The sequence below is a fragment of the Nocardioides segetis genome (genome assembly GCF_051390595.1).
GTDB lineage: Bacteria > Actinomycetota > Actinomycetes > Propionibacteriales > Nocardioidaceae > Nocardioides.
Map to the genome: position 1 here is coordinate 1 of NZ_JBNINR010000016.1, position 26129 is coordinate 26129.

The following is a 26129-nucleotide window of genomic DNA, read 5'->3' on the forward strand; positions in this document are numbered from 1 at the left end:
GTTGGTGCTCGACGAAGTCGAGCACCCCCGCCACCGACAGATCCCCGAGATCCGTCACCGCCTCTTCGCTGACCATGTCCCCACCCCATCAAAGGGGTCCGACACAACCCCGAGCCGATCCACACCAGCGCGACCGCCCTCAGGGGCGCGGCGTCACCGCCGCGAGGCCGTCGCCGCTGACCAACGCGGGGTCCGGCGCGCGGCCCGAGGCCAGCATCAACAGCTCCTGGATCGGGCCGGTGATCGTCGGGCCGGACCCGCGCTCCCAGGGGACGTCGGTGGCGACCATCCGCACGCTCCGGAGGAGACGGCCGGTTCCCATCAGGGGCGCCAGCCGGCGGACGCGGTCGGCGGCGACCACGGCCGCCTCGACGGGCATGGTGCGCTGCCGGCCGAGCGGACGCGCGATGTCCTGGTGATGGAGGAGAGCGTCGATCAGCGGCTCGACCGAGGTCGTGGTGGGGACGTGATGGGTGCTGGCGGCGTACCTCGCGAAGTCGCCGAGGATGCTCTCCCTCGTCTCCCGCGCGCCGAGGCGCTTCACCTCGCGGAAGATCATCGTGTTGTAGCCGCGGCCGAGGTTGCGGGCCAACATCCCCGGCATCGAGCGCCACCCGATCTGCGGGGTGGAGATCACGTGCGCCGCGACGTCGTGGACGCTCCACCCGGGACAGAGGGTGTCGTGTCGCCATGCCTCCTCGTCGAGGTCCGCCAGGAGCTCGGCCAGCGCGGCTCGCTCGGCGTGGATGTGCGCCCAGATCGTGGCCTTGTCCATGACGACCTCCGATGGTCAGCGTCCCTGACTGTTATAGTCAGCCTGCCTGACTACTTCGTCAAGGGTGGGAGGACCTGGAGTGCGCGACCCGCATCCGGCGCTGCTCATGTTCATCGGCGCGCGGTACGTCGAGCAGCGGGTCTCCGACGCCGTCGTCGCCGCCGGGTACGCCGACCTCACGCCGGCGATGGCGCGGGTGGCCGCGCGGCTGAGTGAGGACGGCATCCGCGTGACCGAGCTGGCCGAGCAGGCGCGGATCACCAAGCAGAGCGCGAGCGTCCTGGTCGACCAGCTCGAGCGGGCCGGGTACGTCGAACGGGTGCCCGACCCCGCCGACGCTCGGGCCCGGCTCGTCCTGATCGCGCCCCGTGGGCGCGAGGTGCAGCGGGTCGCGCGGCGGGAGGAGCGTGCCGTCGAGCGCGAGTGGGCGCGGCACCTGGGGGCCGAGCGGCTGGCCGTGCTCAAGGAGCTGCTGGGGGACCTGCGGGAGATCACCGATCCCTACCGGTGACGATTTCGTCTCGCCGCCGCACGGCGGGTAGCCTTCTGCGGTTGCCTCGGCGAGGGAGCACCTGCTTCTGTGACTCCGTGATCGACTGGGCCGGCTCGTCATCATGACGCCGCGCGCCCTGCCGGTCACCGGGTGAGGGAAGCGCGGCGTTCCTCGTCTCCGGGTGCAGCGTCCCACCACCACGCGACGAGCAGGAGAGTTCCCATGAGCACCGAGAAGATCAAGGCCGAGGTCCGCACCGAGTTCGGCAAGGGCGCCGCCCGTCGGATCCGCCGTGACAACAACGTCCCCGCGGTCGTCTACGGCCACGGCAACGAGCCGATCCACCTGACCCTGCCGGGCCACGCCACGATGATGGCGCTCAAGCACGGTGGCGCCAACGCCCTCCTCGAGCTCGACATCGACGGCACCTCGCAGCTGGCGCTGACCAAGCAGGTCCAGGTCGACCCGGTCCGCCGCGTCCTCGAGCACGTCGACTTCGTCGCGGTCAAGCGCGGCGAGAAGGTCACCGTCGACGTCCCCGTGCACATCGTGGGCGACGCGATCAGCGGCACCCTGGTCGTCACCGAGAACGCCACGGTCCAGGTCGAGGCCGAGGCCACCCACATCCCCGAGCAGTTCGAGGTCGACATCGAGGGCGCCGAGGCCGGCACCCAGTTCCTCGCCGGCCAGCTGGTGCTGCCCTCGGGCGTCACCCTGCTCACCGACCCCGAGACCCTCGTGGTGAACGTGACCGAGCAGGTCGCCGAGGAGCCCGCCGCCGACGAGGCCACCGAGGAGGCCGCCGCCGAGGCGCCCGCCGAGGCCGCTGAGGGTGGCGACAGCGAGTGACCTTGAGCCGGCTCAGGTGGTTCCTGGGCCGACTCGTCTCCCCGGCGCGCACCTCCGCGCCGGGGAGCACCGCCGCACCCGACGCCGAGGAGACCAACGTGGCTGACGCGAACAGCGCCGACGTCTGGCTCGTCGTCGGTCTCGGCAACCCCGGCCCGTCGTACGCCGGACACCGCCACAACATCGGCTACCTGGTGGTCGACGAGCTGGCCCGCCGGATGGGCAGCGGCTTCCGCGCCCACAAGTCCGGGCGCGCCGAGGTCGTCGAGGGCCGACTGGGAGCCCCCGGCGCCGGCGCCCCGCGGGTGGTGCTGGCCAAGTCCCGCTCGTACATGAACGAGTCGGGCGGCCCTGTCAAGGCCCTCGCCACCTTCTACAAGGTGCCGGCCGAGCGGATCATCGCGATCCACGACGAGCTCGACATCGACTTCGGCACGCTGCGCGTCAAGAAGGGCGGCGGCGACAACGGCCACAACGGCCTCAAGTCGATGCGCTCCTCGCTGGGCACCGGCGACTTCTACCGGGTCCGGGCCGGCATCGGCCGTCCGCCGGGTCGCCAGGAGGTCGCGGACTTCGTGCTCTCCAACTACGCGACCAAGGAGCGCAAGGAGCTGCCGTTCCAGATCGACTCCGCCGCCGACGCGGTGGAGAGCCTGATCGCCGACGGCCTCGAGAAAACCCAGTCCCGCTTCAATTCCTAGGCGCGAGCCCTGTCCTAGGCGCGAGCGTGTCGTCCGATCGACGACCGCGGCCTGCACGCCGATCGGTAGGGTGACCGTGTGACTTTCGAGCCCGGTACCCCCGCTCCCGACGTCGTCGCCGACGACCACCGTCTCGCCGCCTGGCTGGCCGAGGCGGCCGGCCGCCGCCTGCTGGAGGTGCGCGCCGAGGGCCTGGAGGGCAAGGAGCTCAAGAACGCCGGCGACCGGGCCGCCCACGAGCTGCTCATGGAGCTCCTGGCGACCTACCGTCCCGACGACGCCGTGCTGTCCGAGGAGGCGCTGGAGAACGCCGCCGACAAGGACGCCCGGCTGCGCGCCACGCGCGCCTGGATCGTCGACCCGCTTGACGGCACCCGGGAGTTCTCGGAGCCGCCGCGCGACGACTGGGCGGTGCACGTCGCCCTGTGGCAGGAGGGCGAGCTGGTCGCCGGGGCCGTGGCGCAGCCCGCCCTGGGCGAGACCTTCAACACCGGCACGCCGCCGGTCGTGCCGCCGCGCACGTCGCAGCGACCGCGGATCGCCGTCTCCCGCACCCGCCCGCCGGCCTTCGTCCAGGCGCTGGCCGCCGAGCTCGACGCCGAGCTCGTCCCGATGGGCTCGGCCGGCGTGAAGATGATGTCGGTCGTGCGCGACGTCGCCGACGCCTACGTCCATGCGGGCGGGCAGTACGAGTGGGACTCCGCCGCGCCGGTCGCGGTCGCCCGCGCCGCGGGGCTGTTCACCTCGCGCGTCGACGGCAGCGAGCTGGTCTACAACCAGGCCGACGTCTACCTGCCCGACGTCATCGTGTGCCGCCCCGAGCTGTCCGCGAAGATCCTCGCCTTCATCGCCGCGAACGGCACCGACTGAGTCGAGCGGCGACGCGATGGCTGAGACCGACGCCGAGGAGCGGACGTCGCGGATCGACTGGTCCGCGACCTTCGCGGGCGCCGCGGCCGCGGTCACGGTCGCGGTGCTGCTCTCCACCCTCGGCGCCGCGGGGACGCTCATCGGTGCGGCGCTCGGCAGCATCATCGCCACCGTCAGCTCCGCGCTCTACAAGCAGGGCATCGAGTCCAGTCGCCGCCGGATGGCGGAGGTCCAGGCCGCGGCCCTGCAGCGGGTCAACCTCGCCGACCAGAACGTACGCCGTGCCGCGCGTCGCGCCGACCCGGAGGCCGCCGGGCGGGAGCTGGACCGCGCCCACCGTCACCTCGACGCCGCCGGCGAGGAGCTCGGCGACGAGCCCCCGGGCCCGGCGCCGGCCACGGCGCCCAGCCGTTGGGCGGACCTGCAGTGGAAGCGGATCGCGATGCTCGCCGCGGCGGTGTTCGTGCTCGCCCTGCTGGTCATCAGCGCCGTGGAGCTGGTCGCCGGCAAGAGCGTCTCCACCATCACCGGCGGCACCGACGGCAGGGACCGGACGTCGCTGAGCGGTGTCTTCGGCAACGGCGGCAAGGGCGACAAGGGCAAGGACCCGCGGCCCCAGGAGCCGCCGGCCGAGGAGACCCCGACCCCCACGCCCACGCCGGTGCCCACGCCGAGCGAGACCCCGACCGGCCCGAGCCCGACCGGGCCGACCGGTCCGGCGACGCCGAGCGACAGCGCGACGCCGACGCCCACGCCGAGCGAGACGCCGGTCCCGACGCCGTCGTCGACCCCGGCCTCGACCCCGTCGCAAGGAGCGAGCCCGTGACGTCGTACGTCTCCCACACCGCCGTCGACTGCGCCAACGCCTTCGAGCTCTCGGAGTGGTGGAAGCCGGTCCTCGGCTACACCGACCTGCCCGACGATCCCAACGAGCCCGGGCACGAGGAGTGCATGATCGTGGACCCGGACTCGGGCCACCGACTGCTGTTCATCGAGGTGCCCGAGCGCAAGTCGGTCAAGAACCGGTTGCACCTCGACCTGCGCCCGCGCACCGGCACGCGCGACGAGGAGGTCGATCGCCTGCTGCGGTACGGCGCCACGCAGGTCGCCGACCACCGGGGCATCCACGGTCCGGGCAGTGGCTGGGTGGTGCTCGCCGACCCCGAGGGCAACGAGTTCTGCATCCTGCGCTCGCAGGCCGAGGTCGACTCCTAGGGCGGCGCCCCGGAAGGGCTCAGAAGACGTTCAGGGGCCGGAACTGCACGGAGATCCGCGGGCCCGCCGAGGCGACCTTCGGCACGGCGTGCTCCCAGGTCCGCTGGCAGGACCCGCCCATGACGACCAGGTCGCCGTGGCCCATCTCGACCGCGAACGCCTCGTCGCGCCGGTCCGGGTCGCGCGGGCGCAGGTGGAGCCGCCTCGGGTCGCCGACCGAGACGATCGCGACCATCGTGTCGTCGCTCGAGCCGCGCCCGATCGTGTCGCCGTGCCAGGCGACGCTGTCGCGGCCGTCGCGGTAGAAGCAGCAGCCGGCGGTGCGGAACGGCTCGCCGAGCTCGTCGGCGTACCGCACCGTCAGCCGCTCGCGCGCCGCGGTCAGCGCCGGGTGGGGGAGCTCCTCGCCGATCATGTACGTGTAGACGAGGCGCGGCACGTCGACGACCCGGTCGTACATCGAGCGTCGCTCCGCACGCCAGGGGACGTCGCGCACCAGGGTCGCGAAGACGTCGTCGGCGTCGGGCAGCCAGTCGCGCGCGACATCGACCCAGGCGCCGGCGCTGAGTCGCCGGCGCTCGGTGGCCGCCTCGGCCGCCGGGGTGCTGGTCTCGAACAGGCTGGTCTGGAAGTCGACCGTCATGGACCGAGGATACCTCGGATTCGAACAGGTGTTCGCATCCGTCGGCGGCGGCGTGCCGACGGCAAAGAAACGCCGATTCCCCGGACGGCTGGGGCCGCTCGTCCCTAGGGTCGCGGCACGCGTCCACGCCACATGGGGAGTCGATGAGCCGCTCGCTCAAGCACGTCACCATCCGCGAGTACGTCCGCGGCCTGGTCGCGGGCAGTGCTCCCGGCACGGCGATGCCCTCCGAGCGCGACCTCGTCGACCGCTTCGGCGTGGCCCGGATGACTGTGCGGCAGGCGCTCGATGCGCTCGTGGCCGAGGGGGTGCTGGAACGGGTGCCGGGCCGGGGCACCTTCGTCGCGGCGCCGCGGCGTACCCCGACCGGCGTGCACGGCTTCACCGAGGAGATGGCCCGCCGGGGCGTGCTCGCGGAGGCGCGCACCCTGGTGGCCGAGCGCGTTCCGGCCGGCCCGGAGCTGGCCACCGCGCTGCAGGTCGCGCCCGGTACGACGGTGGTGCGCTGGCGACGGCTCCGGATGGCCGACGGGCGGCCGGTCTGCCTGTCCGAGACGCACCTCGCCGAACGCCGGGTCCCAGGCCTGCTCGAGGCCCTCCCCGCGAGTCTCTACGACGACCTCGACGCCCGCGGGCTGCGACCCACCTGGTCCGAGGACGTCCTCACCGCCTGCGCGGCCACCGCCGCGGAGGCCGCCCTGCTCGAGGTGCCGGTCGGCACACCGGTGCTCCGCCACGACCGGCGTGCGTGCGCCGGCGAGACGCCGGTCGAGGTGTCGCGCACCGTCCACCGCGGCGACCACCACGCCGTCAGCCTGCTGCTCCGCGGCTGAGCCCGCCCAGCGGCGCGACGGCGACGCCCGACTCCTCGCACACCCAGGTCGGGTCGGGGCCACCGAGATCGGGCTCGATGTGGAGGGCGTGCACGGGCCCCTCGGCGCACCGGGTGCAGACCGGCCACAGCCCCTCCTGGACCTGGCGGCCGAACCGGTCCGCGAGGGCGTCCTGCACGTCCTGGGCCACCAGGCCGGCGATGAACGGCGCGCCCTCGGGCCACTGACCCAGCCACCAGCGGCGCTCGGCGCAGGCGTCCTCGAGGGCGGTCACGGAGTCCGGCGTACCGAGGGCGCGGGCCTGCAGGTCGGCCAGCACCTGCGCGCGGGCCCGGAAGATCACGCTGTCGTCCACGGTTCCATTGTGCGGGGCGGCGGGTGACGCCCCGGGGTCACGGCAGGCCGGCCAGCTCGCGGGTGACGTTGTCGCGCGCCGCCTGCTCCCAGGTGCTGCGGCCATGGGCCGTGCGGAAGAGGGTGGGCGTGTCCGTCAGGGCGCGCAGGACCTCGGCGCGCCCGGCGGCGAACACGTCGTCGGCCAGATGGGCGTACTCCGCGCGCACGGCCGCGACGTACTCGTCGTAGCGCTCGCGCGGGGCGGCCAGGATGGAGAGGTCCGCGTCGGACAGCGCACACCCGTTGGCGTCGGTAGGCTCCGGCCGGTGGTGCTCGGTCAGCCGCACCAGGCGGGCGACCTCGGCGACCGTCGCGGCGTCGGCGTGCGCGGGCAGTGCGTCCTCGGCCCAGGTCGCCGAGCGCTCCTCGGCATCCCGCTCGCCGTCGTAGACAGCGTCGTGGAACCACGCGGCGAGCAGCACCGGCGTCCGCTCGTACGTCGCCCCCGCGGCCGCGAGCTCGTCGAGCCGCCGCAGCACCTCGGCGAGGTGACGGGTGCCGTGGTGACCGCGGCTCGGGTCGGCGTACGCCGCCAGGAGCTCGTCGCGCAGGGCGTCCGCGCCGGACAGCGGCCAGGGCAGGTCGGTCAGGTCGGGATGGTCGTCCTCCATCCCGCCATTCAAGCCGACCGCCCCGGCCGCTGTCATCGCCGGGTCCGCCCCCGTCTCAGTCGCCCTTCACGTTCACGATCTGGCGCAGCGTGTGCCGGACCTCGACGAGGTCGACCGCGTCGGCCATCACCCGGTCGATGTCCTTGTACGCCGCCGGGATCTCGTCGATGAACGCGTCGGTGTCGCGGTACTCGATGCCCGTCATCGCCTCCCGCAGCTGCTCGCGGGTGAAGGTGCGGCGGGCCCGGGACCGGGAGTACTCACGGCCCGCGCCGTGGGGCGCCGAGTTGAGCGCGACCGGGTTGCCGAGCCCGCTGACGACGTACGACGCCGTGCCCATCGATCCCGGGATCAGCCCCGGCCGTCCCCGCTCGGCGTTGATCGCGCCCTTGCGGGAGAGCCACACGTCCTTGCCGAAGTGGCGCTCCTGCTCGGTGTAGTTGTGATGGCAGTTGATCTCCTCGAGCCGCTCGACGTCGTCGGCCGAGCCGAGTCCCAGCCACTGCGCGAACTCCCGCACGACGCGGTCCATCATCTCCTCGCGGTTGAGCAGCGCGTACCGCTGCGCCCACCGCATCTCGCGGATGTACGACCAGAACTCGTCGGTGCCCTCGGCGAGGTAGGCGAGGTCCTTGTCGGGCAGCCGGATCCACCACTTCGCGCACAGGTCGCGGGCGACCTCGATGTGGTGCTGCGCGATCTTGTTGCCCACGCCCCGCGATCCCGAGTGGAGGAAGAGCCACACCCGCTGCTCCTCGTCGACGGTCACCTCGATGAAGTGGTTGCCCGATCCGAGCGTGCCCAGCTGCAGCTCCCAGCGCGCGGCGTAGCGGCCGGGGTCGAAGCCGGCCTGCTCCGCCGCGAGCGTGAGCTCCTCGAGGCGGCGCTCGGTGTGCTCCCTGCTGACGGTGCGGTTGGCGGCCCCGGCCGAGAGCGGGACCGCCCGCTCGATGGCCTCGCGCAGCGCTCGCCGGTCGGCGGGCAGCTCGTCGGTGGTGTACCGGGTGCGGACGGCGATCATGCCGCAGCCGATGTCGACGCCGACCGCAGCCGGGATGATCGCGCCGAGGGTCGGGATGACCGAGCCCACCGTCGCGCCCAGGCCCAGGTGGGCGTCGGGCATCAGGGCGAGGTGCGGGTGGATGAACGGCATGCTCGCCGTGGTCACCGCCTGGTCGCGCGTGCCCTGCTCGAGGATCGAAGCCCAGCTCAGGAGCTTCGGGGTGATCTTGTCCATCGTGGTGTCCTGTGTCGTTGCCCTTCTCGTGTTCTGTCGAACTCTCGTCGCCGCGTCCGCGGCCGCCGGAGAACGCTACGGCCCGGGAAATGCGTTGCACACGCATTTCCCGGGCCGTAGAAGGACAGACGGGGACCGGGTCAGCCGACCACCGGCACGTTCGCCAGCGCCTCGCCGAGCGCCTCGTCGGACAGCGGGTCGTCCTCGAGCCGGCCGCCGAGGAAGCTCTCGTAGGCCCCGAGCTCGAGCAGGCCGTGCCCGGAGAGGCCGATCACGATCACGGGCTCGGCGCCCGTCTCCGCGGCGACGAGCGCCTCGCGCCGGGCCTGGGCGAGGGCGTGCGACGACTCGGGGGCAGGGACGATGCCCTGGGTGCGGGCGAACTCGACGGCGGCCTCGAAGCACTCGCTCTGGTGGAGCGCGACCGCGTCGATGTGGCCCTCGTTGACCGCATGCGAGACCAGCGGCGCCATGCCGTGGTAGCGCAGACCGCCGGCGTGGATGGGGGAGGGCACGAAGTCGTGGCCGAGCGTGTGCATCTTCATCAGTGGCGTGAGGCCGGCGGTGTCGCCGAAGTCGTAGCGGTACTCGCCGCGGGTCAGCGTCGGGCACGAGCTCGGCTCGACGGCGAGGATGCGCGGAGCCTGGTTGCCGGCGAGCTTCTCGCGGAGGAACGGGAAGGCCAGGCCCGCGAAGTTCGAGCCGCCGCCGGCGCAGCCGATCACCAGGTCGGCGCCGGTCTCGCCGGCCTTGGCCAGCTGGCGCAGTGCCTCCTCGCCGATGACGCTCTGGTGCAGCAGGACGTGGTTGAGCACCGAGCCGAGGGCGTACTTCGCCTCGGGGTCCTGCGCGGCGACCTCGACGGCCTCGGAGATCGCGATGCCGAGCGAGCCGGGGTGGTCCTCGGCGAAGGCCTTGCCGGACTCGGTGAGCCGGCTGGGGGAGCGGTGCACCTTGCCGCCGAAGACCTCGATCAGGGTACGGCGCTGCGGCTTGGTGTCGAAGGAGGCGCCGACCTGCCACACCTCGCAGGTCACGCCGAACAGCGACGCGGCGTACGACAGCGCGGTGCCCCACTGGCCGGCGCCGGTCTCGGTGGTGAGCCGGGTGATGCCGTTGATCTTGTTGTAGTAGACCTGCGGCACCGCGGTGTTGACCTTGTGCGAGCCGGCCGGCGAGACGCCTTCGTACTTGTAGTAGATCCGGGCGCTCGTGCCCAGCCGCTCCTCCCACCGCCGTGCCCGGTAGAGCGGGCTCGGGCGGTACTGGCGGTAGACGTCGAGCACCGGCTCCGGGATCTCGACGTAGCGCTCGGCGCTCACCTCCTGCGCGATGAGCTCCGGCGGGAAGAGCGGCGCGAGGTCGTCCGGGCCCACCGGCTGGTGGGTGCCGGGGTGGAGCGGCGGGGGCGGCGGCACCGGGAGGTCGGCGACGATGTTGTACCAGTGCGTCGGCTGCTCGTCGGGCTCGAGGGTGTACATCACCTGGTCGCTCATCGGGATCCTCTCGGAAGGGGCGTGCTCGGGTGGTCGGATCCTAGGGCGTGGACACGCCCGGGGCGGCGTAGGGCAGGATTCGTGGTGTGAGTGCAGACGACGCCCGGGCCGAGCTCCACCGACTCCGGTCGAGCATCGACAACCTCGACGCCGCCCTCGTGCACCTGCTGGCCGAGCGCTTCAAGTGCACCGAGACGGTCGGTCGCCTGAAGGCGAGCGCCGGCATGCCGCCGGCCGACCCGGCCCGCGAGGCGGTGCAGATCGCGCGGCTGCGGTCGATGGCGGAGAGCTCGGGCCTCGACCCCCACTTCGCCGAGAAGATCCTCAACGTGATCATCGCGGAGGTCATCCGCAACCACGAGCAGTTCGCCGAGGAGAACGACGACTGACTCCGCCCACGGCCCTTGTGACTAAGGGTTACCGCGCGAATTCCGGCGCCACAACGCCCGGGTAGTAGTCAGAGCACCCGGGTAGTGGTCACAACGCCCGGGTAGTCGGCCGACGGGGTCGCGCGCGCGGCGGTCGGCGCCTCCGAGTCATCTGCCCGGGTGCTCTGGCTACTACCTCGGTGCTGTTGCACCCGTTTTCGTGCAGTAACCCTTAGTTACAAGCGCGCGCCCCATATGTTTAACTGCGGTTAAGGATATCGCGGAGCGGGGGTTCGGATGGTCGTGGCCGCGTCCGACCTCGACGCCCTCCGGCTCTCGCTCGGCGAGTGGGGCGCAGACCGGGATCACGCTCCAGAACGCGGTCTTCCTGGTGGGCGTCGCCCCGGACACGCGGGAGCCGGTCCGATGAGCGCACTACGGCAGCAGCGAGGACGGCAGGTGCGCGGAGCCCCTGTCCACGAGTGCCTCGAGCGCCCGTCGGGTGGCGGCGACGTCCGCCGCACCCGCGGCGGCGGCGAGGCCGGCCTCGAACTCGGCGTGGAAGGCGCTGGCGCAGGCGAGCGCCGCGCGGCCCCGGGCGGTGACCCGGACCGCCCGCACCCGCCGGTCGCTGGTCCCGGCGCGCTCCAGGTAGCCGGCGCGGATCATCGGGTCGATCGCCTTGAGGGTGCCGGGGCTGCTCAGCCCCATCCGCTCCGCGAGGTCGCGCAGGCTGAGCTCCTCGTCGCCGAGCGTGCGCAGCACCCAGCCGCTGCGCACGGTGAAGTCCTCGAACCCGGCCTCGGCCAGCCGGTCGTGCAGGGCGTCGACGAACACGACCCCCGCGAGGCTGAGCAGCACGCCGAAGTCCGTCACCCGAGCATCGTAGGAGCCTCTCGTGAGTGATCCCCGCAGCAGCGGCCCGGTGATCGGCCGCACGGTGGCCGACTCGACGCCGTACCACCCGCCGCGGCCGCGCCCGGCCGGCCGGCCGAACGTGCTCGTCGTCCTCCTCGACGACATCGGCTTCGGTCAGCTCGGCACGTTCGGGGGCGAGATCGCCACGCCGGCGATCGACCGGATCGCCGCGCAGGGCCTGCGCTACAACCGCTTCCACGTCACGGCGATGTGCTCGCCGAGCCGGGCCTCGCTGCTGACCGGGCGCAACTCCCACGCGGTCGGGATCGGCTTCCTGGCCGACATGCCGGGCGGCTATCCCGGGTACAGCGGACGGATCCCGCCGTCCGCGGCCTCGTTGCCACGCATCCTGCGCGACGCCGGTTGGAACACCATGGCCGTCGGCAAGTGGCACCTGACGCCCCGCAACGACCGCACCGCCGCCGGCCCGTTCGACACCTGGCCGCTGGGTCAGGGCTTCGAGCGGTTCTACGGCTTCCTCCACGGCGACGCCAACCAGTGGACGCCGACGCTCTATCGCGACAACTCGCCGGTCGCTCCGCCCGCGACGCCGGAGCAGGGCTACCACCTCACCGAGGACCTGATCGACGAGGCGGTGCGGATGGTCCAGGACCAGAAGCACGCCGCCCCCGACAAGCCGTTCCTGATGTACCTCGCTCCCGGTGCCGGGCATGCGCCGCACCAGGCGCCCCCGGAGTGGATCGACGCCTACGCCGGTCGCTTCGACGACGGCTGGGAAGCGCTCCGCGAGCGCACCTTCGCCCGTCAGCTCGCTTCCGGCGTGGTCCCGGCCGGGACCACGCTGCCGCCCCGCCCGCCGTGGGTCCAGGACTGGGCCGAGCTCGGAGCGGAGGAGCGCCGTCTGTTCGCGCGGTACGCCGAGGCGCACGCCGGGTTCGTCGCGCACTTCGACCACCACCTCGGCCGGCTGCTCGACGTCCTGGAGGAGACCGGTGTCCTCGACGACACCGTCGTCCTGCTCACCTCCGACAACGGGGCCAGCGCCGAGGGCGGCCGGATCGGCTCGCTCAACGAGCACCGCTTCGGCTTCGGCGCCGTCGACGACCTGGCCGAGAATCTGGCCGCCATCGACGACATCGGCGGCTGGCGCGGCTACAACCACTACCCCTGGGGCTGGGCCTGGGCGGGGAACACGCCGTTCCGCCTGTGGAAGCGCTACTCCTGGCTCGGTGGCGTCCGGGTGCCGATGGTCCTCAAGCCGCCGCGCGGCACCACCGAGCCCGGTGGCGTCCGCGAGCAGTGGTGCCACATCGTCGACATCGCGCCCACCGTGCTCGACCTGTGCGGCGTCACCGCACCCGTGCGGGTCGACGGCGTCGCCCAGCAGCCGATGGCCGGCGCCTCCCTGCGCGCCACCCTCGCCGACCCGTCCGCCGCGGCGCCGCGGACCACTCAGTACTTCGAGATGCTGGGCTCGCGCTCGATCATCCACGACGGCTGGAAGGCCACCACGGACCACGTCTCGTCCGGCGTCGACGACGAGCGGCTGATCCCGGGCAGTCGCGACTTCGCCACCGATCGCTGGTGCCTGTTCCGGATGGACGACGACTTCTCCGAGGCCCACGACCTCGCCGACCAGCACCCCGACGTGGTGGCCGCGCTCGCGGCCCGCTGGGAGGAGGAGGCCGAGGCCAACCAGGTGTTCCCGATGACCGACGGCCTCTACGGCCACCTCCCGGGCATCGAGCCGCCGCTGTGGCCGGTCCCCGATCGCCTGGTCGTCCGGCCCGGCGGCAACCCGGTGGCCGACGAGGCGGTCCCGTCGCTCGCGCTGGGCGCCCTGCTGGAGGCCGAGGTCGTCGTCCCGGACGCGGGGGCGGAGGGCGTGCTGGCCGCGATCGGCGACTGGTCCAACGGCTGGGCGCTCGTGGTGCTCGAGGGACGCCCGCGCTTCCTGCTCAACGTGACCAGCACGCCGTACGCCGTCGCGGCGGTCGCGGCGCTGACGCCTGGTCCGCACACGGTCGGCTTCCGCCTGGTGGCCGGCGACGGCGTGCTGCTCGTCGACGGCGCCGAGGTCGCCCGGGCGCCGTTCGCCCAGGGCATGGGCGCCAGCGGCATCCAGATCGGCGGCGGCGGCCTCCGCGTCGGCCACGACGCGGGCTTCCCGGTGAGCGACGACTACGCGCCGCCGTTCCCCTGGACCGGTGTGCTGCGTTCGGTCACCTTCACCGGCGGTCAGGCGCTCGCGGACCGCGACGCGGGGCGGGCCCGGCTCGCGACGCTGCTGCGCTCGGAGTGAGCGCGGGCGAGGTGGTCGCGCAGCAGCGCGGCCACCTCGGCCGGTGCCTCGAAGGGCGCTAGATGACCCACGCCGTCGAGGACGACCAGGCGACCCTGGGGGACGGCGTCGGCGATCTCCGCGAGGGCGGCGGGCGGCGTGGCGACGTCCTCCGCGCCGGCGACGGCGAGCAGGGGAACCCCCACCGACGCCAGGCGGGCCCGCACGTCGAAGCGGCCGAGCGCCTCGCACACCCGGGCGTAGCCCTCGGGGTCGACGGTGGCGAGGTCGTCGAGAGCGGCGGCGCGCCGCTCCGCGGGGATCGCGCTGCCGAACCAGCGCGCCGGCGACGACGTGACCATCGGCGCCATCCCCTCCGCCCGGACCAGGGCGGCCCGATCGCGCCAGCCGGCCGGGCCGCCGAACGTCGCGGCGCTGCACAGGACCGCCAGCGAGGTGACCCGGCCGGGGTGGTCCAGGGCGAGCTGCAGCCCGACCGCGCCGCCGACCGAGTCGCCGGCGTACGCGAACGGGACGGCGGCGCCGACGCACTCGTCGATCGCCGTGAGCACGGCGGAGGCGAGGGCCGACATCGAGAAGCCGGGCGTCAGGCGGTCCGCGGCCGGACTGGCACCGTGTCCCGGCAGGTCCCAGCCGAGGACGTTCCATCCCGGCAGCGCCGCGGCGACCGTCCCCCAGAGGCGGTCGGCCGTCGTGCCGAGGGAGGGGCCGACGACGAGCAGCGGCCGGGCCGGTCGACCGGCCAGGTGGCGCACGGCGACGGAGGGGAGCATCAGATCGCCGAAGGGTGCTCGGTCAGCGCCGTGACCTCGATGCGCAGGTAGGGGAACAGCGGCAGGCCGGACAGGATCTCGTGCAGGCGGGCGTTCGACTCGACGTCGAAGATGCTGATGTTGGAGTAGCGACCGACGATGCGCCACAGGTGCGCCCACTCGCCGCTGCGCTGCAGCTCCTGGGAGTACGCCCGCTCCCGCGCGACCACGTCCTCCCGCTCGGCGGGATCGAGGTCGCGCGGGATGTCGACGTCCATCCGGACGGCGAAGAGCATCGACGATCAGCCCCGCACCGGGTCGAGGACGAAGCCGTAGTCGACGGTGACGGAGCCGTCGGCCCGGCGCTGCGGCGCGAGCATGAGCTCGGGCTTCACGGCCGAGGCGATGTCGTCGTCGTTGTGCTCGTCGCCGGGGAAGTAAAGCTGCGCGGTGAGCAGCTCGTGGCCGGGCGCGGAGACCTTGACGTGCAGGTGGGCGGGGCGCCACGCGTGCCAGCCGGCGGCGGCGATCAGCTTGCCGCAGGAGCCGTCGGTGGGGATCTGGTACGGCGCGGGCTGGATCGTGTGGATCTCGAAGGCGCCGTCGGCGCCGACCCGGAAGTTGCCGCGCAGGTTCCACTCGGGGATGCCGGGGGCGAACTGCGAGTAGAAGCCGTCGCTGTCGGCGTGCCAGAGCTCGACGAGCGCGCCGTCGAGCGGCGTGCCGTCGGTCGAGGTGACCGTGCCGGTCCACACCAGCGGCGTACCGGCCTCGCCGTCGCGCATGTCGATGGTCCCCTTCGCGCCCTGCTCCGGTGCGCCCGGCACGTAGTACGGGCCCTCGATGGTGCCCTTGCTGCCCTCGCGGTGGTCGGTGGCGACCTCCTCGACGACGTGCTCGACCCACACGTCGAGGAAGAGCGGCCACTCGCCGTCCTCGCCGACGTTGATCATCCACGCCTTCAGCGCGTTGTACTCGTCGTAGGTGACCTTCTCGTCGCGGATCGTCTGGTGGACGGCCTCGAGCACTCGGCGGGCCAGGCGGTCGACCCGCTCGGGGGCGGTGTCGCGGACCGCGGCGAACGGCGACTTGTCGGAGTGGAAGCGCTCGGTGGCGCTGGCGCCGGATGCGGCGGCGGTGGCGACCTCGGTGGTCATGGCGGTTGTCCTCTCGGGTTGGTGTGCTGCGGTGCTGCTCGGTCAGGAGTCGGTGCGGTAGCGGCGGAGCTTGTCGTCGTCGACGGCGACGCCGAGGCCGGCGCCGGGTCGGAGGGCCAGCTCGCCGTTCTCGATGCGGAGCGGCTCGGTGAGGAGGTCGTCGCTCATGTCGAGGAAGTTCGACAGCTCGCCGGCATGCAGGCTGCTGCGCTGATGCGCGGCGCCGAACGCGACGGCGCAGATCGAGCCGAGCTGGCCGTCGATCTGGTTGCCCATCACGACCTCGAGTCCCAGCCCCTCGGCGAGGTGGAGGACCCGCTGCGAGCCGGTGAAGCCGGTGCGGGCGGTCTTGATCGAGAGTGCGGTCGCGGAGCCGCCGAGCACCTCGCGGGTGACCTCGGCCGGCGTGGTGGCCGACTCGTCGGCGATGAACGGCACGTCGAGCTGGGACACCAGCCACCGGCGTCCCAGGACGTCGTCGGCCGGGCTGAGCTCCTCGGCGAAGGCCAGGTCGAGGTCGGCCATCTGCCGCATCGCGCGGGCCGACTCCGACGCCGTCCAACCGCGGTTTCCGTCGACGTAGAGGACGACGTCGGGGCCGAGGCCCTCGCGCAGCGCACGGACGACGGCGACGTCGAGCGCGGCCGGGCGCCGGCCGACCTTGACCTTGAACGTCGTGATGCCGTGGACGTCGCGCATCCGCTCGGCCTCCTCGACCATGGCCTGGGGCTGGTCGAAGCCGAGCATGTGGGAGACCCGCATACGGTCGGTGTAGCCGCCGAGAAGCTCGGAGACGGGCAGCCCGAGGGTGTGGCCGAGGGCGTCCCACACCGCCATGTCGAGGGCGGCCTTCGCGGTCGGATTGCCGACGGTGCGCCCCAGCAGGGCGGTCATCCGCTCCCGGTCGGTCAGCGCGAGCCCGACGACCTGCGGCGCGAAGATGGTCTCGATCACCGCGATGATGCCGCGTTGGGTCTCGCCGTAGGTGAACGGCCGCGGCGGGGCCTCGGCGATCCCGACGACCCCGTCGTCGGTGTGCACGCGGACCAGGACGTGGTCGGCCGCGTGCACCTCGCCGCTGGCGAACCTCAGCGGCTTGACGTACGGGATCCGGAACGGGATCGCCTCGATGGCGGTGATCTTCACGGGGTCCTCAGCTCGTGGGGGAGGGGGTCGGGGCGAAGAAGCCGTGGCGGTCCAAGACGTCGATCGCGCCGGACACCAGCGCGGACGGCTCGTCGGCGCGCCAGGCCAGGGAGAGGTCGATGGTCAGGGCGTCGGCGACGTCGCGGAACACCACGCCGGTGAGCTGCATGCTCCGCACCGACTCGGGCACGAGGGCGACGCCGAGGTGCGCGGCCACGAGCGCCAGCAGCGCGGCGGTGCCGGGCGCGCGGTGGGTGACGTTGGGGGAGAAGCCGGCCCGCAGACAGCTGGACACCATCGCCTCGTTGACGGCCGAGCGGGTGTCGGCGTAGGCGACGAACTCGTCGGCCGCGACGTCGGCGACCTCGAGGGCGGGCTCCGGCGCCAGCCGATGGTCGGCGGGCAGGGCCAGCACGAGCGGTTCCTGGAGCAGGCTTCGGGTCGCGATGCCGGGCTCGGCGACCGGGCCGCGCAGCACGCCCAGGTCGAGCCGGCCGTCGAGCAGCCGCTCGACCTGGCCGGGCGTGAGGAGGTCGGCCTGGACCTCCAGCGCCACGGCGGGCAGGGCCGAGCGGATCATCCTCGAGAGGCGGGCGAGCTGTGTGAAGGCGCTGGTGCCGGTGAAGCCGACCCGCAGCAGGCCGCGGCTGCCCTCCGCGATGCTGCGCGTGCCGATCACGCACGCGTCGAGGTCACCCAGGATCCGGCGCACCTCGCGGTGGAAGAACTCGCCGGCCGGGGTCAGCGCCACCTGGCGGGTGGTCCGGGCGAGGAGGAGGACGCCGAGCTCGGCCTCGAGGCGTCGTACGGCCTGGGACAGCGCCGGCTGGGCGAGGTGGAGGCGCTCCGCCGCCTGGCCGAAGTGGCAGGTCTCGGCGACCGCGTCGAAGTAGCGCAGCTGCTTGAGATCCATCGGTCACCTCCTCGGGCCGGGGGTGGCGCCGGTGTGGTCGGCGTCACGGGGTCCGACCACGCTAGATCCGCGGCATTCAGAAACACAAAGACCAATAGTCGACGCATTCATAACCAGCCATTATGAATGTGGGAGCCCGAGCGGGCCGGATCAGCCCAGGGTCAGCCCGAGGCCGACGGCGGTCGGCAGCAGTCCGAGCAGGAGCCACGGGCTCAGGATCGGGCGGCGGTGGATGGCGAGCCCGGCCCCGACGCCGAGCACCCCGAACGCCCCCGCGATGACGTTGAGGCCCACCTGGGCCGTCCGCGCCGAGTCGGGCACCTCGAGGGCGGCGACCACGAGCCCCGCCGCGAGGTGGGCGATGGTGAATACGGCGAGGGTCGACATGATCCAGCGCTGCACGTTCGTCAGCGCCCGGTCGTTGACCGGCCGGACCGGGTGGGCCGGGTCCATCAGGTGCCGGCGGCGGCGAGGGGCGGCGTCCGTGGTCATCGGGGGACTCCAGTTCGTTCGTGAGGCAACAGTTTGTACACCAACTATTGCTAGGCTAACAACATGCCCCCGCCCGCTGATTCCCCCGCGCGCCCGGAGAATCCGCTCGCGCTCGACCAGCAGGTCTGCTTCGCGCTGGCCATCGCCTCGCGCAGCGTGATCGCGCTCTACCGACCGCTGCTGGAGCCGCTGGGCCTCACGCACCCGCAGTACCTCGTGATGCTGGCGCTGTGGGAGGAGGAGCCGCTGCGCGTCTCCGAGCTGTCGCGGCTGCTCGAGCTCGATCCGGGGACCCTCTCGCCCCTGCTCAAGCGGCTGGAGGCGGCCGGTCTCCTGCGCCGCGAGCGCGATCCGCGCGACGAGCGGGCGCTGGCCGTCGTGCTGACCGAGAAGGGCCGGGCACTGCGCGAGGATGCCGAGGCCATCCCGCCGGCCATCGTGGAGCGGCTCGGGATGCCGATCGAGGAGCTGCTCGACCTGCACCGCCGGCTCACCGCGGTGATCGCGGCTACCCGCTGACCAGCGTGCGGAGGACGTCGAGCGTCCGCAGCAGAGGGGCCTCGGTCCGGTCACTGCGGTGGGCCACGGCCAGCTCGACGGTCGGCGCCGGGCGGGCGAGCGGCACGTAGACGACCCCGCTGAGGGCGAGCGCCCGGACCGGCTCCGGGACGACCGCCACGCCCAGTCCGCCGGCCACGAGGGTCACCAGGGTCGAGGTCTCGCCGACCTCGTGCCGGATGTGCGGCGCCACGCCGGCCTCCGCGAAGAGCGCCCGCACGACGTCGTACATCGCCGAGCGGCGGCCCGCGGAGTGCACGATCAGGTCGGCGCCGGCGAGGTCGGAGACCCGCAGCCGGCGCCGGGCGGCCAGCCGGTGCCGCAGGGGTACGGCGACGACGAGGCGCTCCTCGCGCAGGACGGTCACCGTCAGGGAGCCGTCGTCGACCGGGGGCCGCAGCAGGGCGAGGTCGATCCGGCCCGCGCGCAGCGCCTCGACCTGCTCGGCCACGAGCATCTCGCCGTGGAAGGCGAAGTCGACGCCGGGCAGCTCCTCGGCCAGGCGTCGGGAGAGGTCGGGGAGCAGGCTGTAGGTCGCCGAGCCGACGCAGCCGATCGCGATCCGGCCGACCACGCCGGCGGCGACCCGCCGGGCCTCGTCCGCGGCGGCGTCGACCTCGGCGAGGATCGCCCGCGCGCGGGTCAGGTAGGCCGTGCCGGCGGCGGTGAGGTCGACGCGCCGGGTGGTCCGCTCGAAGAGCGCGACGCCCAGCTCCGCCTCGAGGCGACGGATCTGCTGGGACAGCGGCGGCTGGGCCATGTGCAGCCGGGCCGCGGCGCGTCCGAAGTGCCGTTCCTCGGCGACGGTCACGAAGTGGTGGAGGTGGCGCAGCAGGTCCATGGCGCCTGGCCTTTCATATGTTCTTTCGTCTCAAACGTGTCAGATATTGATCCTTCACAGTATCAACACGCGCGCCTACGGTCGGTGGCGTGAGCTCCTACGTCTACGCAGCGGTCCGCACGCCCTTCGGCCGGTTCAACGGCGCACTGGCCGGCGTCCGCACCGACGACCTCGCCGCCGCCGCCGTGTCCGCGGCGCTGGCGCGGGTGCCGGGTCTCGACCCGGCCGCGATCGGCGACATCGTCTGGGGCAACGCCAACGGTGCCGGCGAGGACAACCGCAATGTCGGCCGGATGGCGGCGTTGCTCGCCGGGCTGCCGGTCAGCGTCCCCGCCACGACCGTCAACCGGCTGTGCGGGTCCAGCCTCGACGCCGTCATGGTCGGCTCGCGCACCATCGAGACCGGCGACGCCGACATCGTCCTCGCCGGCGGCGTCGAGTCGATGACCCGCGCGCCGTGGGTGCTCCCCAAGCCCGACCGCGCCTTCCCCGTCGGCGACGCCACCGCCGTCTCGACCGCGCTCGGCTGGCGCCTGGTGAACCCGGCGATGCCGAAGGAGTGGACCGTCAGCCTGGGCGAGGCCAACGAGCAGCTCCAGGAGCGCTTCGGGATCTCCCGCGAGCGCCAGGACGCCTTCGCCGCGCGCTCGCACCAGCTCGCCCACCAGGCCTGGGAGGACGGCTTCTACGCCGACCTGGTGGCGCCCGTCCCCGGCGTCGACCTGGACCGTGACGAGGGCATCCGCCCCGGCAGCACCCCGGAGTCGCTCGCGGCGCTCAAGCCCGTCTTCCGCAAGGACGGCACGATCACCGCCGGCAACGCCTCGCCGCTCAGCGACGGCGCCTCCGCCGTCCTGCTCGGCTCGGCGGCCGCCGCCGACCGGATCGGGACCGCTCCGCTGGCGCGCGTGGCCGGCCGGGCGGCGTACGCCCTCGAGCCGCAGGCGTTCGGCTACGCGCCGGTCGAGGCCGCCAACGCCGCGCTCGCACGCGCCGGGATCTCCTGGTCCGACGTGGGCGCCGTCGAGCTCAACGAGGCCTTCGCCGTCCAGTCGCTGGCCTGCGTCGACGCGTGGCCGATCGACCCCGAGATCGTCAACCGGCGCGGTGGCGCGATCGCGCTCGGCCACCCGCTCGGCGCGTCGGGCGGACGGTTGGTCGGCACCCTGGCGAAGGTGCTGCGCGAGACCGGCCAGCGCTGGGGCGTGGCCGGGATCTGCATCGGCGTCGGCCAGGGCCTGACCGTCGTCCTCGAGAACGAGGCGGCCCGCTGATGGCCCGCACGTCGCTGCTGGAGTCCACCGACGAGGCGGTCGCCGGGATCGAGGACGGGTCGACCGTCCTGGTGGGCGGCTTCGGTCTCGCCGGGATGCCCTTCGACCTGATCGACGCCCTCATCCGCCAGGGCGCCAAGGACCTCACCATCGTGTCCAACAACGCCGGCAACGGCGAGGTCGGCCTCGCCGCCCTGCTCAAGGCCGGCCGGGTCCGCAAGGTGGTCTGCTCGTTCCCGCGGCAGGCCGACTCGTTCGTCTTCGACGAGCTCTACCTCTCCGGCCGGATCGAGCTCGAGGTCGTCCCCCAGGGCAACCTCGCCGAGCGGATGCGTGCCGCCGGCGCGGGGATCGGCGCGTTCTACAGCCCGACCGCGGTCGGCACGCCGCTCGCCGAGGGCAAGGAGGTGCGTGAGATCGACGGGCGCAGCTACCTGCTGGAGTATCCCCTCAAGGGCGACTACGCACTGATCTCCGCGCACCGCGCCGACCGGCTCGGCAATCTCGTCTATCGCAAGACCGCCCGCAACTTCGGACCGGTCATGGCCGCCGCGGCGACGACGACGATCGCCCAGGTGGGCTCCGTCGTGCCGACCGGCGCGCTGGATCCCGAGGTCGTCGTCACCCCGTCCATCTACGTCGACCGCGTGGTCGCCGTCGAGGCCCGCCACTACACCGTCCAGGGAGCACGATGACCACGCTCGACGACCGGTCCGCCACGATCGAGCACCTGGACCGGGGTCCGCTGACCATGGACGAGCTGGCCGAGGTGATCGCCCGGGACATCCCCGAGGGCTCCTTCGTCAACCTCGGCATCGGCCAGCCCACCAAGATCGCCGACCACCTGCCGGCCGAGCGCGGTGTCATCCTGCACACCGAGAACGGCATGCTCGGCATGGGGCCGGCGGCACACGGCGACGAGGTCGACGCCGATCTCACCAACGCCGGCAAGGTGCCCGTGACCGAGCTGCCCGGCGCGGCGTACTTCCACCATGCCGACTCCTTCGCCATGATGCGCGGCGGCCACCTCGACGTGTGCGTCCTCGGCGCCTACCAGGTGGCCGCGAACGGCGACCTCGCGAACTGGCACACCGGCAGGCCGGACGCCATCCCCGCCGTCGGCGGCGCGATGGACCTCGCCATCGGTGCGAAGGACGTCCTCGTGATGATGGGCCTGTTCGGCAAGGACGGCGCGCCGAAGCTGGTCCCCGCCTGCACCTACCCGCTCACCGGCGTCGGCTGCGTCAGCCGGGTCTACACCGACCACGCGGTGTTCGAGGTCGGCGGTCCCGCCGTGGTCGTGCGCGAGACGTGGGGCATCGGGGTCGAGGAGCTCGGCCGTCGGTTGGGGCTTCCGTTGGTGACCCGCGAGGGCTGAACCGGTCCCTTCCGTCACCGACGGGTACGTCGGTTCTCCACAACCGGCGTCGCACGGCCCCTCCTCCCCAGCCTCCCCGGAGGATCCCGGACGTCTCGTCGGACCCACGCGCCAGCGTCGTGCTCCCACGACGAAGGAGGCGCCCATGGCGGGAGATCGGTACGACGCGCGAGCCGCGCGGGAGGTTCTGCAACGACTGCTGTGGCGGCCGACGGGGAGCCGGCAGGTGCCGAGCGCGGACGCGGAGCGGCTGAGCGCCTTCGCGGTGGCGATCGTCGACCCGATGGTGGAGCGGGTCCTGCTGCAGGCCGTCGCGTCGGCCTACGGGCTGGGCTGGCAGCCCGCCGAGGTGGTGCACGCGGCGGCCCGCCGACTCGGCCGCACCGGCGCACGCCTCGTCGACCTCGCCGTCGTCGCCGACCACGATCGCCGCACCGGCGCCGTCGACCCGCGCTGGCAGACGCAGGTGGACCGGCTGTCGGGCCGCTGCGCGTCGACCCGGCACGACTGGTTGCGCCAGTGGCGGCGCCGCGACGCGGTCGACCGGCCCCGGTGCCACGACCTGGCGGCCGACGTGTGGCGCGTGCTGGCCCGCCTGCCGCGGATCCCCGTCCTCGTCCCGCCACCGGGGGCCGACCCGTCGGTGGTGGAGGTCGCCGCGCCCGGCGGGCGCGCCGACCCGGTGCTCGAGCGGATCCGCCGGCTGCTGGCGAAGGCGGAGTCCACGGCGTTCGAGGCGGAGGCGGAGGCGCTGACCGCGAAGGCCCAGCAGCTGATGGCGCGGCACGCCGTCGACCGGGCCCGGCTCCACGACCGGGGGACCGACGACGGGCCCCGGATGATCCGGATCCTCCTCGAGCCGCCGTACGCCTCGGCGAAGGGCGTGCTCCTCGCCGCGGTCGCCGAGGCCAACCGCTGTCGGGCCGTCGAGCTCGGGGGGCTCGACCTCGCCGCCGTCGTCGGGCATGCCGAGGACCTCGCCGGAGTCGAGGTGCTCTTCACGTCCCTGCTCGTGCAGGCGGGCAACGCCCTCGCCCGCGCCGCCCACGGCGCCGGCGCGGGCGCCCGCACCCGGTCGGCCCCGTTCCGCCAGTCCTTCCACCTCGGCTTCGCGGCCGGGATCCGCGAGCGGCTCGCCGCGGCCGACGCGGCCGTCCTGGCCGATCCCGCCTCCAGCGGCTCGCTCCCGGTGCTCCGGTCCCGGGCCGCCGCGGTCGAGGAGGAGGTCGACCGGCTCTTCGGGGACCGTCTGCGCGAGCGCAACGTCGGCGGCCGGTACGACGCCCGCGGCGCGGCGCAGGGGCGATCGGCCGCCGAGCGGGCCCGGCTGCACGCTGGCGAGCTCTCGGCATGAGGAGGCACGATGAGAGGCATGACGACCCCGACCCTCGGCTGACGGGGAGGGGGCCGCCGCCCCCTACGAGGTCACCCTCGTCCCCGCGCGGCTGCTCGCCTGAGCCTCGAGGGCCGATCCGTCGGAGAGTTCCCCGGTTCGCCGTTGGCGAACGCCGGAACAGCACCTCGCCGGAGCGCATTGGACGGTGCATGACGAACCCGATCCAGCTTCCGGTGCTGTTCCTCTCCGATGTGGTGGTGCTCCCCGGGATGGTGGTCCGGGTCGAGCTCGACGAGCCCGCCCGAGCCGCCATCGACGCCGCCCAGCTGGCCGCTCGCGAGAGCGGCGAGACCGCCCAGGTGCTGGTCGCACCCCGACTCGAGGACCGCTACGCGTCGTACGGCGTCGTGGCGAGTGTCGAGAAGGTCGGCCGCTTCTCCGGCGGCGAGCCGGCGGCCGTGCTCAAGGCCGGCGGGCGCGCCCGCATCGGCAGCGGCGTGACCGGTCCCGGCGCGGCCCTGTGGGTCGAGGTCGAGCCCGTCGACGGCGGGGTCGTGGACGACGACGTCCGCGCGCTCGCCGAGGACTACCGCAAGCTCGTCGTCGGGCTGCTGCAGCGCCGCGAGGCCTGGCAGGTCGCCGACCAGGTGACCCGGATCGACGACCCGGCGACGCTGGCCGACACGGCCGGCTACGCGCCGTACCTCTCCGACGACCGCAAGCGCCAGCTCCTGGAGACCCCCGAGGTGGGGGAGCGGCTGCGGCTGCTTGTGGAGTGGACCCGCGACTTCGTGGCGGAGTCGGAGGTCAGCGACAAGATCGACGCCGACGTGCGCGAGTCGCTGGAGAAGAACCAGCGCGAGTTCCTGCTGCGCCAGCAGCTCGCCGCGATCCGCAAGGAGCTCGGCGAGGGCGATGCCGACGGCGGCGACGACTACCGGGCCAGGGTCGAGGCGGCCGACGTCCCCGACGCGGTGCGGGAGGCGCTGCTGCGCGAGGTGGACAAGCTCGAGCGCGCCAGCGACCAGAACCCCGAGGCCGGCTGGATCCGCACCTGGCTCGACACCGTCCTCGACCTGCCGTGGAGCGTCACGACCGAGGACGACACCGACGTCGTCGCGGCGCGGGCCGTCCTCGACGCCGACCACCACGGGCTGGACGAGGTGAAGGACCGGATCACGGAGTACCTCGCCGTCCGCGCCCGGCGCGCCGAGCGCGGCCTCGAGGTCGTCGGCGGGCGCGGCTCCGGCGCCGTCGTCCTGCTGGCCGGGCCTCCGGGCGTCGGCAAGACCTCGCTGGGCGAGTCCGTCGCCCGCGCGCTCGGCCGCAGGTTCGTCCGGGTCGCGCTCGGCGGCGTCCGCGACGAGGCCGAGATCCGCGGCCACCGGCGCACGTACGTCGGCGCCCTGCCCGGCCGCGTGGTGCGGGCCATCAAGGAGGCCGGCTCGATGAACCCGGTCGTGCTGCTCGATGAGGTCGACAAGGTGGGGAGTGACTATCGGGGCGACCCGGCGGCGGCCCTGCTCGAGGTCCTCGACCCGGCGCAGAACCACACCTTCCGCGACCACTACCTGGAGCTCGACCTCGACCTGTCCGACGTGCTGTTCATCGCGACGGCCAACGACATCGGCTCGATCCCGGCCGCGCTGCTGGACCGGATGGAGCTGGTCTCCATCGACGGCTACACCGAGGAGGACAAGGTCGCGATCGCCCGCGACTTCCTGGTCCCGCGCCAGCTCGAGCGGGCCGCGCTGTCCGCCGACGAGGTGACGATCAGCGACGAGGCGCTGCGCGAGATCGCGGCCAACTACACCCGCGAGGCGGGCGTGCGCCAGGTCGAGCGGCTGCTCGCCAAGGCGTTCCGCAAGGCCACCGCGCGGCTCGCGTCCGGTGAGGTGGAGCGCGTCGACATCGGCGTCGACGGGCTCGTGGAGCTGATCGGCCGGCCGCGGTTCACCCCCGACGTCGAGGAGCGGACCTCGGTCCCCGGCGTCGCCACCGGCCTCGCGGTCACGGGCATGGGCGGTGACGTCCTGTACGTCGAGACCTCCGTCGCGTCCGGTGAGACGGGCCTGACCGTCACCGGTCAGCTGGGCGACGTGATGAAGGAGTCCGCGCGGATCGCGCTCTCGTGGGTGCGCTCGCACGCCGCCGAGCTGGGGATCCCCGCGGAGGCCTTCGAGCGGTCGATCCACGTGCACTTCCCGGCGGGCGCCGTACCCAAGGACGGGCCCTCGGCCGGCGTCACCATGGTCACGGCGCTGGTCTCGCTGCTGACCGGTCGCCCGGTCCGCTCCGACATCGCGATGACCGGCGAGGTCACGCTCTCCGGGCGGGTGCTGCCGATCGGCGGGGTGAAGCAGAAGCTGCTCGCCGCCCAGCGTGCCGGCGTCGCCGAGGTGTTCATCCCCGAGCGCAACCGGCCCGACCTGGATGACGTCCCGTCCGAGATCCTGGACGCGCTGACGGTCACGCCGGTCGGTGCGGTGACGGAGATCCTGGAGCGGGCGCTGGTGGTCGCCGACGCGGGGGTCGCCGCGGCCTGATCTGTCTGCGTCGCAACTACCGAATTTGTCGCCGTGACGGCGGATCAACGACAAATTCGGTAGTTGCG

Annotated in this window: 29 protein-coding genes; 15 read left to right on the forward strand and 14 right to left on the reverse strand. The window is 73.3% G+C overall.

Annotated elements, in window-relative coordinates; all coding sequences use genetic code 11:
• Positions 1–139 precede the first annotated feature (139 nt).
• The gene (locus ACPZVR_RS20915) at positions 140–775 is read right to left on the reverse strand and encodes a maleylpyruvate isomerase family mycothiol-dependent enzyme (protein ID WP_436701619.1); all 636 of its coding nucleotides are present in this window, start codon (positions 773–775) and stop codon (positions 140–142) included.
• 79 nt (positions 776–854) lie between these two features.
• Here ACPZVR_RS20915 and ACPZVR_RS20920 point away from each other — a divergent pair, with 79 nt between their 5' ends.
• From ACPZVR_RS20920 to ACPZVR_RS20945, 6 genes are all read left to right on the forward strand, one after another.
• Positions 855–1286 carry a MarR family winged helix-turn-helix transcriptional regulator gene (locus ACPZVR_RS20920; RefSeq protein ID WP_436701620.1) on the forward strand — a complete coding sequence of 144 codons (432 nt, stop codon included), beginning with the start codon at positions 855–857 and terminating at the stop codon, positions 1284–1286.
• Between the two features lie 204 nt (positions 1287–1490).
• Positions 1491–2117: a 50S ribosomal protein L25/general stress protein Ctc gene (locus tag ACPZVR_RS20925; protein WP_436701621.1), complete on the forward strand. Its 627-nt coding sequence runs from the start codon at positions 1491–1493 to the stop codon at positions 2115–2117.
• A gap of 98 nt (positions 2118–2215) precedes the next feature.
• On the forward strand, positions 2216–2818 hold the full coding sequence (gene pth, locus ACPZVR_RS20930; protein WP_436701622.1) for an aminoacyl-tRNA hydrolase: 603 nt from the start codon (positions 2216–2218) through the stop codon (positions 2816–2818).
• 78 nt (positions 2819–2896) lie between these two features.
• Complete coding sequence (locus ACPZVR_RS20935; RefSeq protein ID WP_436701623.1) at positions 2897–3688, forward strand: 3'(2'),5'-bisphosphate nucleotidase CysQ; 792 nt, start codon at positions 2897–2899, stop codon at positions 3686–3688.
• Positions 3689–3704: 16 nt separating this feature from the next.
• Entirely contained in the window at positions 3705–4514 is an 810-nt protein-coding gene (locus tag ACPZVR_RS20940; RefSeq protein WP_436701624.1) for a hypothetical protein, read from the forward strand.
• Positions 4511–4903, forward strand: a complete 393-nt coding sequence (locus ACPZVR_RS20945; RefSeq protein WP_436701625.1) for a VOC family protein — start codon at positions 4511–4513, stop codon at positions 4901–4903. The genes ACPZVR_RS20940 and ACPZVR_RS20945 overlap by 4 nt, the downstream gene beginning before the upstream one ends.
• 19 nt (positions 4904–4922) lie before the next feature.
• Here ACPZVR_RS20945 and ACPZVR_RS20950 read toward each other — a convergent pair whose 3' ends face one another.
• Positions 4923–5546 carry an alpha-ketoglutarate-dependent dioxygenase AlkB gene (locus ACPZVR_RS20950; RefSeq protein ID WP_436701626.1) on the reverse strand — a complete coding sequence of 208 codons (624 nt, stop codon included), beginning with the start codon at positions 5544–5546 and terminating at the stop codon, positions 4923–4925.
• A 143-nt stretch (positions 5547–5689) separates the two neighbouring features.
• On the opposite strand from ACPZVR_RS20950, the gene ACPZVR_RS20955 reads away from it, so the two are divergent.
• A complete protein-coding gene (locus ACPZVR_RS20955) occupies positions 5690–6379 on the forward strand; it encodes a GntR family transcriptional regulator (protein ID WP_436701627.1) in 690 nt (229 codons plus the stop codon).
• Here the strand turns inward: ACPZVR_RS20955 and ACPZVR_RS20960 are convergent.
• The 4 genes from ACPZVR_RS20960 to ACPZVR_RS20975 form a co-directional block, all read right to left on the reverse strand.
• On the reverse strand, positions 6357–6734 hold the full coding sequence (locus ACPZVR_RS20960) for a DUF8819 family protein (RefSeq protein WP_436701628.1): 378 nt from the start codon (positions 6732–6734) through the stop codon (positions 6357–6359). The two genes, ACPZVR_RS20955 and ACPZVR_RS20960, sit on opposite strands and share 23 nt — an antisense overlap.
• 37 nt (positions 6735–6771) lie before the next feature.
• The gene (locus ACPZVR_RS20965; RefSeq protein WP_436701629.1) at positions 6772–7386 is read right to left on the reverse strand and encodes an HD domain-containing protein; all 615 of its coding nucleotides are present in this window, start codon (positions 7384–7386) and stop codon (positions 6772–6774) included.
• A gap of 55 nt (positions 7387–7441) precedes the next feature.
• Positions 7442–8623, reverse strand: coding sequence for an RtcB family protein (locus ACPZVR_RS20970; protein WP_436701630.1), 1182 nt, complete (start codon positions 8621–8623; stop codon positions 7442–7444).
• A gap of 140 nt (positions 8624–8763) precedes the next feature.
• The gene (locus ACPZVR_RS20975) at positions 8764–10119 is read right to left on the reverse strand and encodes a TrpB-like pyridoxal phosphate-dependent enzyme (protein WP_436701631.1); all 1356 of its coding nucleotides are present in this window, start codon (positions 10117–10119) and stop codon (positions 8764–8766) included.
• 86 nt (positions 10120–10205) lie between these two features.
• On the opposite strand from ACPZVR_RS20975, the gene ACPZVR_RS20980 reads away from it, so the two are divergent.
• On the forward strand, positions 10206–10508 hold the full coding sequence (locus ACPZVR_RS20980; RefSeq protein ID WP_436701632.1) for a chorismate mutase: 303 nt from the start codon (positions 10206–10208) through the stop codon (positions 10506–10508).
• Positions 10509–10922: 414 nt separating this feature from the next.
• Here ACPZVR_RS20980 and ACPZVR_RS20985 read toward each other — a convergent pair whose 3' ends face one another.
• Complete coding sequence (locus ACPZVR_RS20985) at positions 10923–11363, reverse strand: MarR family winged helix-turn-helix transcriptional regulator (protein ID WP_436701633.1); 441 nt, start codon at positions 11361–11363, stop codon at positions 10923–10925.
• Positions 11364–11385: 22 nt separating this feature from the next.
• Here ACPZVR_RS20985 and ACPZVR_RS20990 point away from each other — a divergent pair, with 22 nt between their 5' ends.
• A complete protein-coding gene (locus ACPZVR_RS20990) occupies positions 11386–13668 on the forward strand; it encodes an arylsulfatase (protein WP_436701634.1) in 2283 nt (760 codons plus the stop codon).
• On the opposite strand, the gene ACPZVR_RS20995 is transcribed toward ACPZVR_RS20990, so the two are convergent.
• The 6 genes from ACPZVR_RS20995 to ACPZVR_RS21020 all read right to left on the reverse strand — a co-directional run bounded on the left by ACPZVR_RS20995 (position 13605) and on the right by ACPZVR_RS21020 (position 18128).
• Complete coding sequence (locus ACPZVR_RS20995; RefSeq protein ID WP_436701635.1) at positions 13605–14441, reverse strand: alpha/beta fold hydrolase; 837 nt, start codon at positions 14439–14441, stop codon at positions 13605–13607. The genes ACPZVR_RS20990 and ACPZVR_RS20995 overlap by 64 nt on opposite strands.
• The gene (catC, locus tag ACPZVR_RS21000) at positions 14441–14716 is read right to left on the reverse strand and encodes a muconolactone Delta-isomerase (protein ID WP_436701636.1); all 276 of its coding nucleotides are present in this window, start codon (positions 14714–14716) and stop codon (positions 14441–14443) included. The genes ACPZVR_RS20995 and catC overlap by 1 nt, the downstream gene beginning before the upstream one ends.
• A 6-nt stretch (positions 14717–14722) precedes the next feature.
• Complete coding sequence (gene catA / locus ACPZVR_RS21005; protein WP_436701637.1) at positions 14723–15577, reverse strand: catechol 1,2-dioxygenase; 855 nt, start codon at positions 15575–15577, stop codon at positions 14723–14725.
• Positions 15578–15619: 42 nt separating this feature from the next.
• The gene (locus tag ACPZVR_RS21010) at positions 15620–16723 is read right to left on the reverse strand and encodes a mandelate racemase/muconate lactonizing enzyme family protein (RefSeq protein WP_436701638.1); all 1104 of its coding nucleotides are present in this window, start codon (positions 16721–16723) and stop codon (positions 15620–15622) included.
• 7 nt (positions 16724–16730) lie between these two features.
• The gene (locus ACPZVR_RS21015) at positions 16731–17636 is read right to left on the reverse strand and encodes a LysR substrate-binding domain-containing protein (protein ID WP_436701639.1); all 906 of its coding nucleotides are present in this window, start codon (positions 17634–17636) and stop codon (positions 16731–16733) included.
• 150 nt (positions 17637–17786) lie between these two features.
• The gene (locus ACPZVR_RS21020) at positions 17787–18128 is read right to left on the reverse strand and encodes a hypothetical protein (protein ID WP_436701640.1); all 342 of its coding nucleotides are present in this window, start codon (positions 18126–18128) and stop codon (positions 17787–17789) included.
• A 63-nt stretch (positions 18129–18191) separates the two neighbouring features.
• Between ACPZVR_RS21020 and ACPZVR_RS21025 the strand changes: the two genes are divergently transcribed.
• Positions 18192–18647 (forward strand): MarR family winged helix-turn-helix transcriptional regulator, encoded by a 456-nt coding sequence (locus ACPZVR_RS21025; protein WP_436701641.1) that lies wholly within the window; start codon positions 18192–18194, stop codon positions 18645–18647.
• On the opposite strand, the gene ACPZVR_RS21030 is transcribed toward ACPZVR_RS21025, so the two are convergent.
• Entirely contained in the window at positions 18637–19527 is an 891-nt protein-coding gene (locus tag ACPZVR_RS21030) for a LysR family transcriptional regulator (protein ID WP_436701642.1), read from the reverse strand. The two genes, ACPZVR_RS21025 and ACPZVR_RS21030, sit on opposite strands and share 11 nt — an antisense overlap.
• 89 nt (positions 19528–19616) lie before the next feature.
• Between ACPZVR_RS21030 and ACPZVR_RS21035 the strand changes: the two genes are divergently transcribed.
• From ACPZVR_RS21035 to lon, 5 genes are all read left to right on the forward strand, one after another.
• Positions 19617–20801, forward strand: coding sequence for a thiolase family protein (locus ACPZVR_RS21035; RefSeq protein WP_436701643.1), 1185 nt, complete (start codon positions 19617–19619; stop codon positions 20799–20801).
• The gene (locus ACPZVR_RS21040) at positions 20801–21496 is read left to right on the forward strand and encodes a 3-oxoacid CoA-transferase subunit A (protein WP_436701644.1); all 696 of its coding nucleotides are present in this window, start codon (positions 20801–20803) and stop codon (positions 21494–21496) included. Before ACPZVR_RS21035 ends, ACPZVR_RS21040 begins: the two co-directional genes overlap by 1 nt.
• Positions 21493–22179 carry a 3-oxoacid CoA-transferase subunit B gene (locus ACPZVR_RS21045; RefSeq protein WP_436701645.1) on the forward strand — a complete coding sequence of 229 codons (687 nt, stop codon included), beginning with the start codon at positions 21493–21495 and terminating at the stop codon, positions 22177–22179. Before ACPZVR_RS21040 ends, ACPZVR_RS21045 begins: the two co-directional genes overlap by 4 nt.
• 145 nt (positions 22180–22324) lie before the next feature.
• Complete coding sequence (locus tag ACPZVR_RS21050; protein WP_436701646.1) at positions 22325–23533, forward strand: DUF2786 domain-containing protein; 1209 nt, start codon at positions 22325–22327, stop codon at positions 23531–23533.
• A 191-nt stretch (positions 23534–23724) separates the two neighbouring features.
• The gene (gene lon, locus ACPZVR_RS21055) at positions 23725–26061 is read left to right on the forward strand and encodes an endopeptidase La (RefSeq protein WP_436701647.1); all 2337 of its coding nucleotides are present in this window, start codon (positions 23725–23727) and stop codon (positions 26059–26061) included.
• Positions 26062–26129: the final 68 nt, after the last annotated feature.

Coding starts and splice junctions, on each gene's coding strand:
- ACPZVR_RS20915 (WP_436701619.1), bottom strand. CDS start 775: ATGGACAAGGCCACGATCTGGGCGCACATCCACGCCGAGCGAGCCGCG.
- ACPZVR_RS20925 (WP_436701621.1), top strand. CDS start 1,491: ATGAGCACCGAGAAGATCAAGGCCGAGGTCCGCACCGAGTTCGGCAAG.
- ACPZVR_RS20940 (WP_436701624.1), top strand. CDS start 3,705: ATGGCTGAGACCGACGCCGAGGAGCGGACGTCGCGGATCGACTGGTCC.
- ACPZVR_RS20950 (WP_436701626.1), bottom strand. CDS start 5,546: ATGACGGTCGACTTCCAGACCAGCCTGTTCGAGACCAGCACCCCGGCG.
- ACPZVR_RS20955 (WP_436701627.1), top strand. CDS start 5,690: ATGAGCCGCTCGCTCAAGCACGTCACCATCCGCGAGTACGTCCGCGGC.
- ACPZVR_RS20965 (WP_436701629.1), bottom strand. CDS start 7,386: ATGGAGGACGACCATCCCGACCTGACCGACCTGCCCTGGCCGCTGTCC.
- ACPZVR_RS20970 (WP_436701630.1), bottom strand. CDS start 8,623: ATGGACAAGATCACCCCGAAGCTCCTGAGCTGGGCTTCGATCCTCGAG.
- ACPZVR_RS20975 (WP_436701631.1), bottom strand. CDS start 10,119: ATGAGCGACCAGGTGATGTACACCCTCGAGCCCGACGAGCAGCCGACG.
- ACPZVR_RS20995 (WP_436701635.1), bottom strand. CDS start 14,441: ATGCTCCCCTCCGTCGCCGTGCGCCACCTGGCCGGTCGACCGGCCCGG.
- catC (WP_436701636.1), bottom strand. CDS start 14,716: ATGCTCTTCGCCGTCCGGATGGACGTCGACATCCCGCGCGACCTCGAT.
- catA (WP_436701637.1), bottom strand. CDS start 15,577: ATGACCACCGAGGTCGCCACCGCCGCCGCATCCGGCGCCAGCGCCACC.
- ACPZVR_RS21015 (WP_436701639.1), bottom strand. CDS start 17,636: ATGGATCTCAAGCAGCTGCGCTACTTCGACGCGGTCGCCGAGACCTGC.
- ACPZVR_RS21020 (WP_436701640.1), bottom strand. CDS start 18,128: ATGACCACGGACGCCGCCCCTCGCCGCCGCCGGCACCTGATGGACCCG.
- ACPZVR_RS21025 (WP_436701641.1), top strand. CDS start 18,192: ATGCCCCCGCCCGCTGATTCCCCCGCGCGCCCGGAGAATCCGCTCGCG.
- ACPZVR_RS21030 (WP_436701642.1), bottom strand. CDS start 19,527: ATGGACCTGCTGCGCCACCTCCACCACTTCGTGACCGTCGCCGAGGAA.
- ACPZVR_RS21040 (WP_436701644.1), top strand. CDS start 20,801: ATGGCCCGCACGTCGCTGCTGGAGTCCACCGACGAGGCGGTCGCCGGG.
- ACPZVR_RS21045 (WP_436701645.1), top strand. CDS start 21,493: ATGACCACGCTCGACGACCGGTCCGCCACGATCGAGCACCTGGACCGG.
- ACPZVR_RS21050 (WP_436701646.1), top strand. CDS start 22,325: ATGGCGGGAGATCGGTACGACGCGCGAGCCGCGCGGGAGGTTCTGCAA.
- lon (WP_436701647.1), top strand. CDS start 23,725: ATGACGAACCCGATCCAGCTTCCGGTGCTGTTCCTCTCCGATGTGGTG.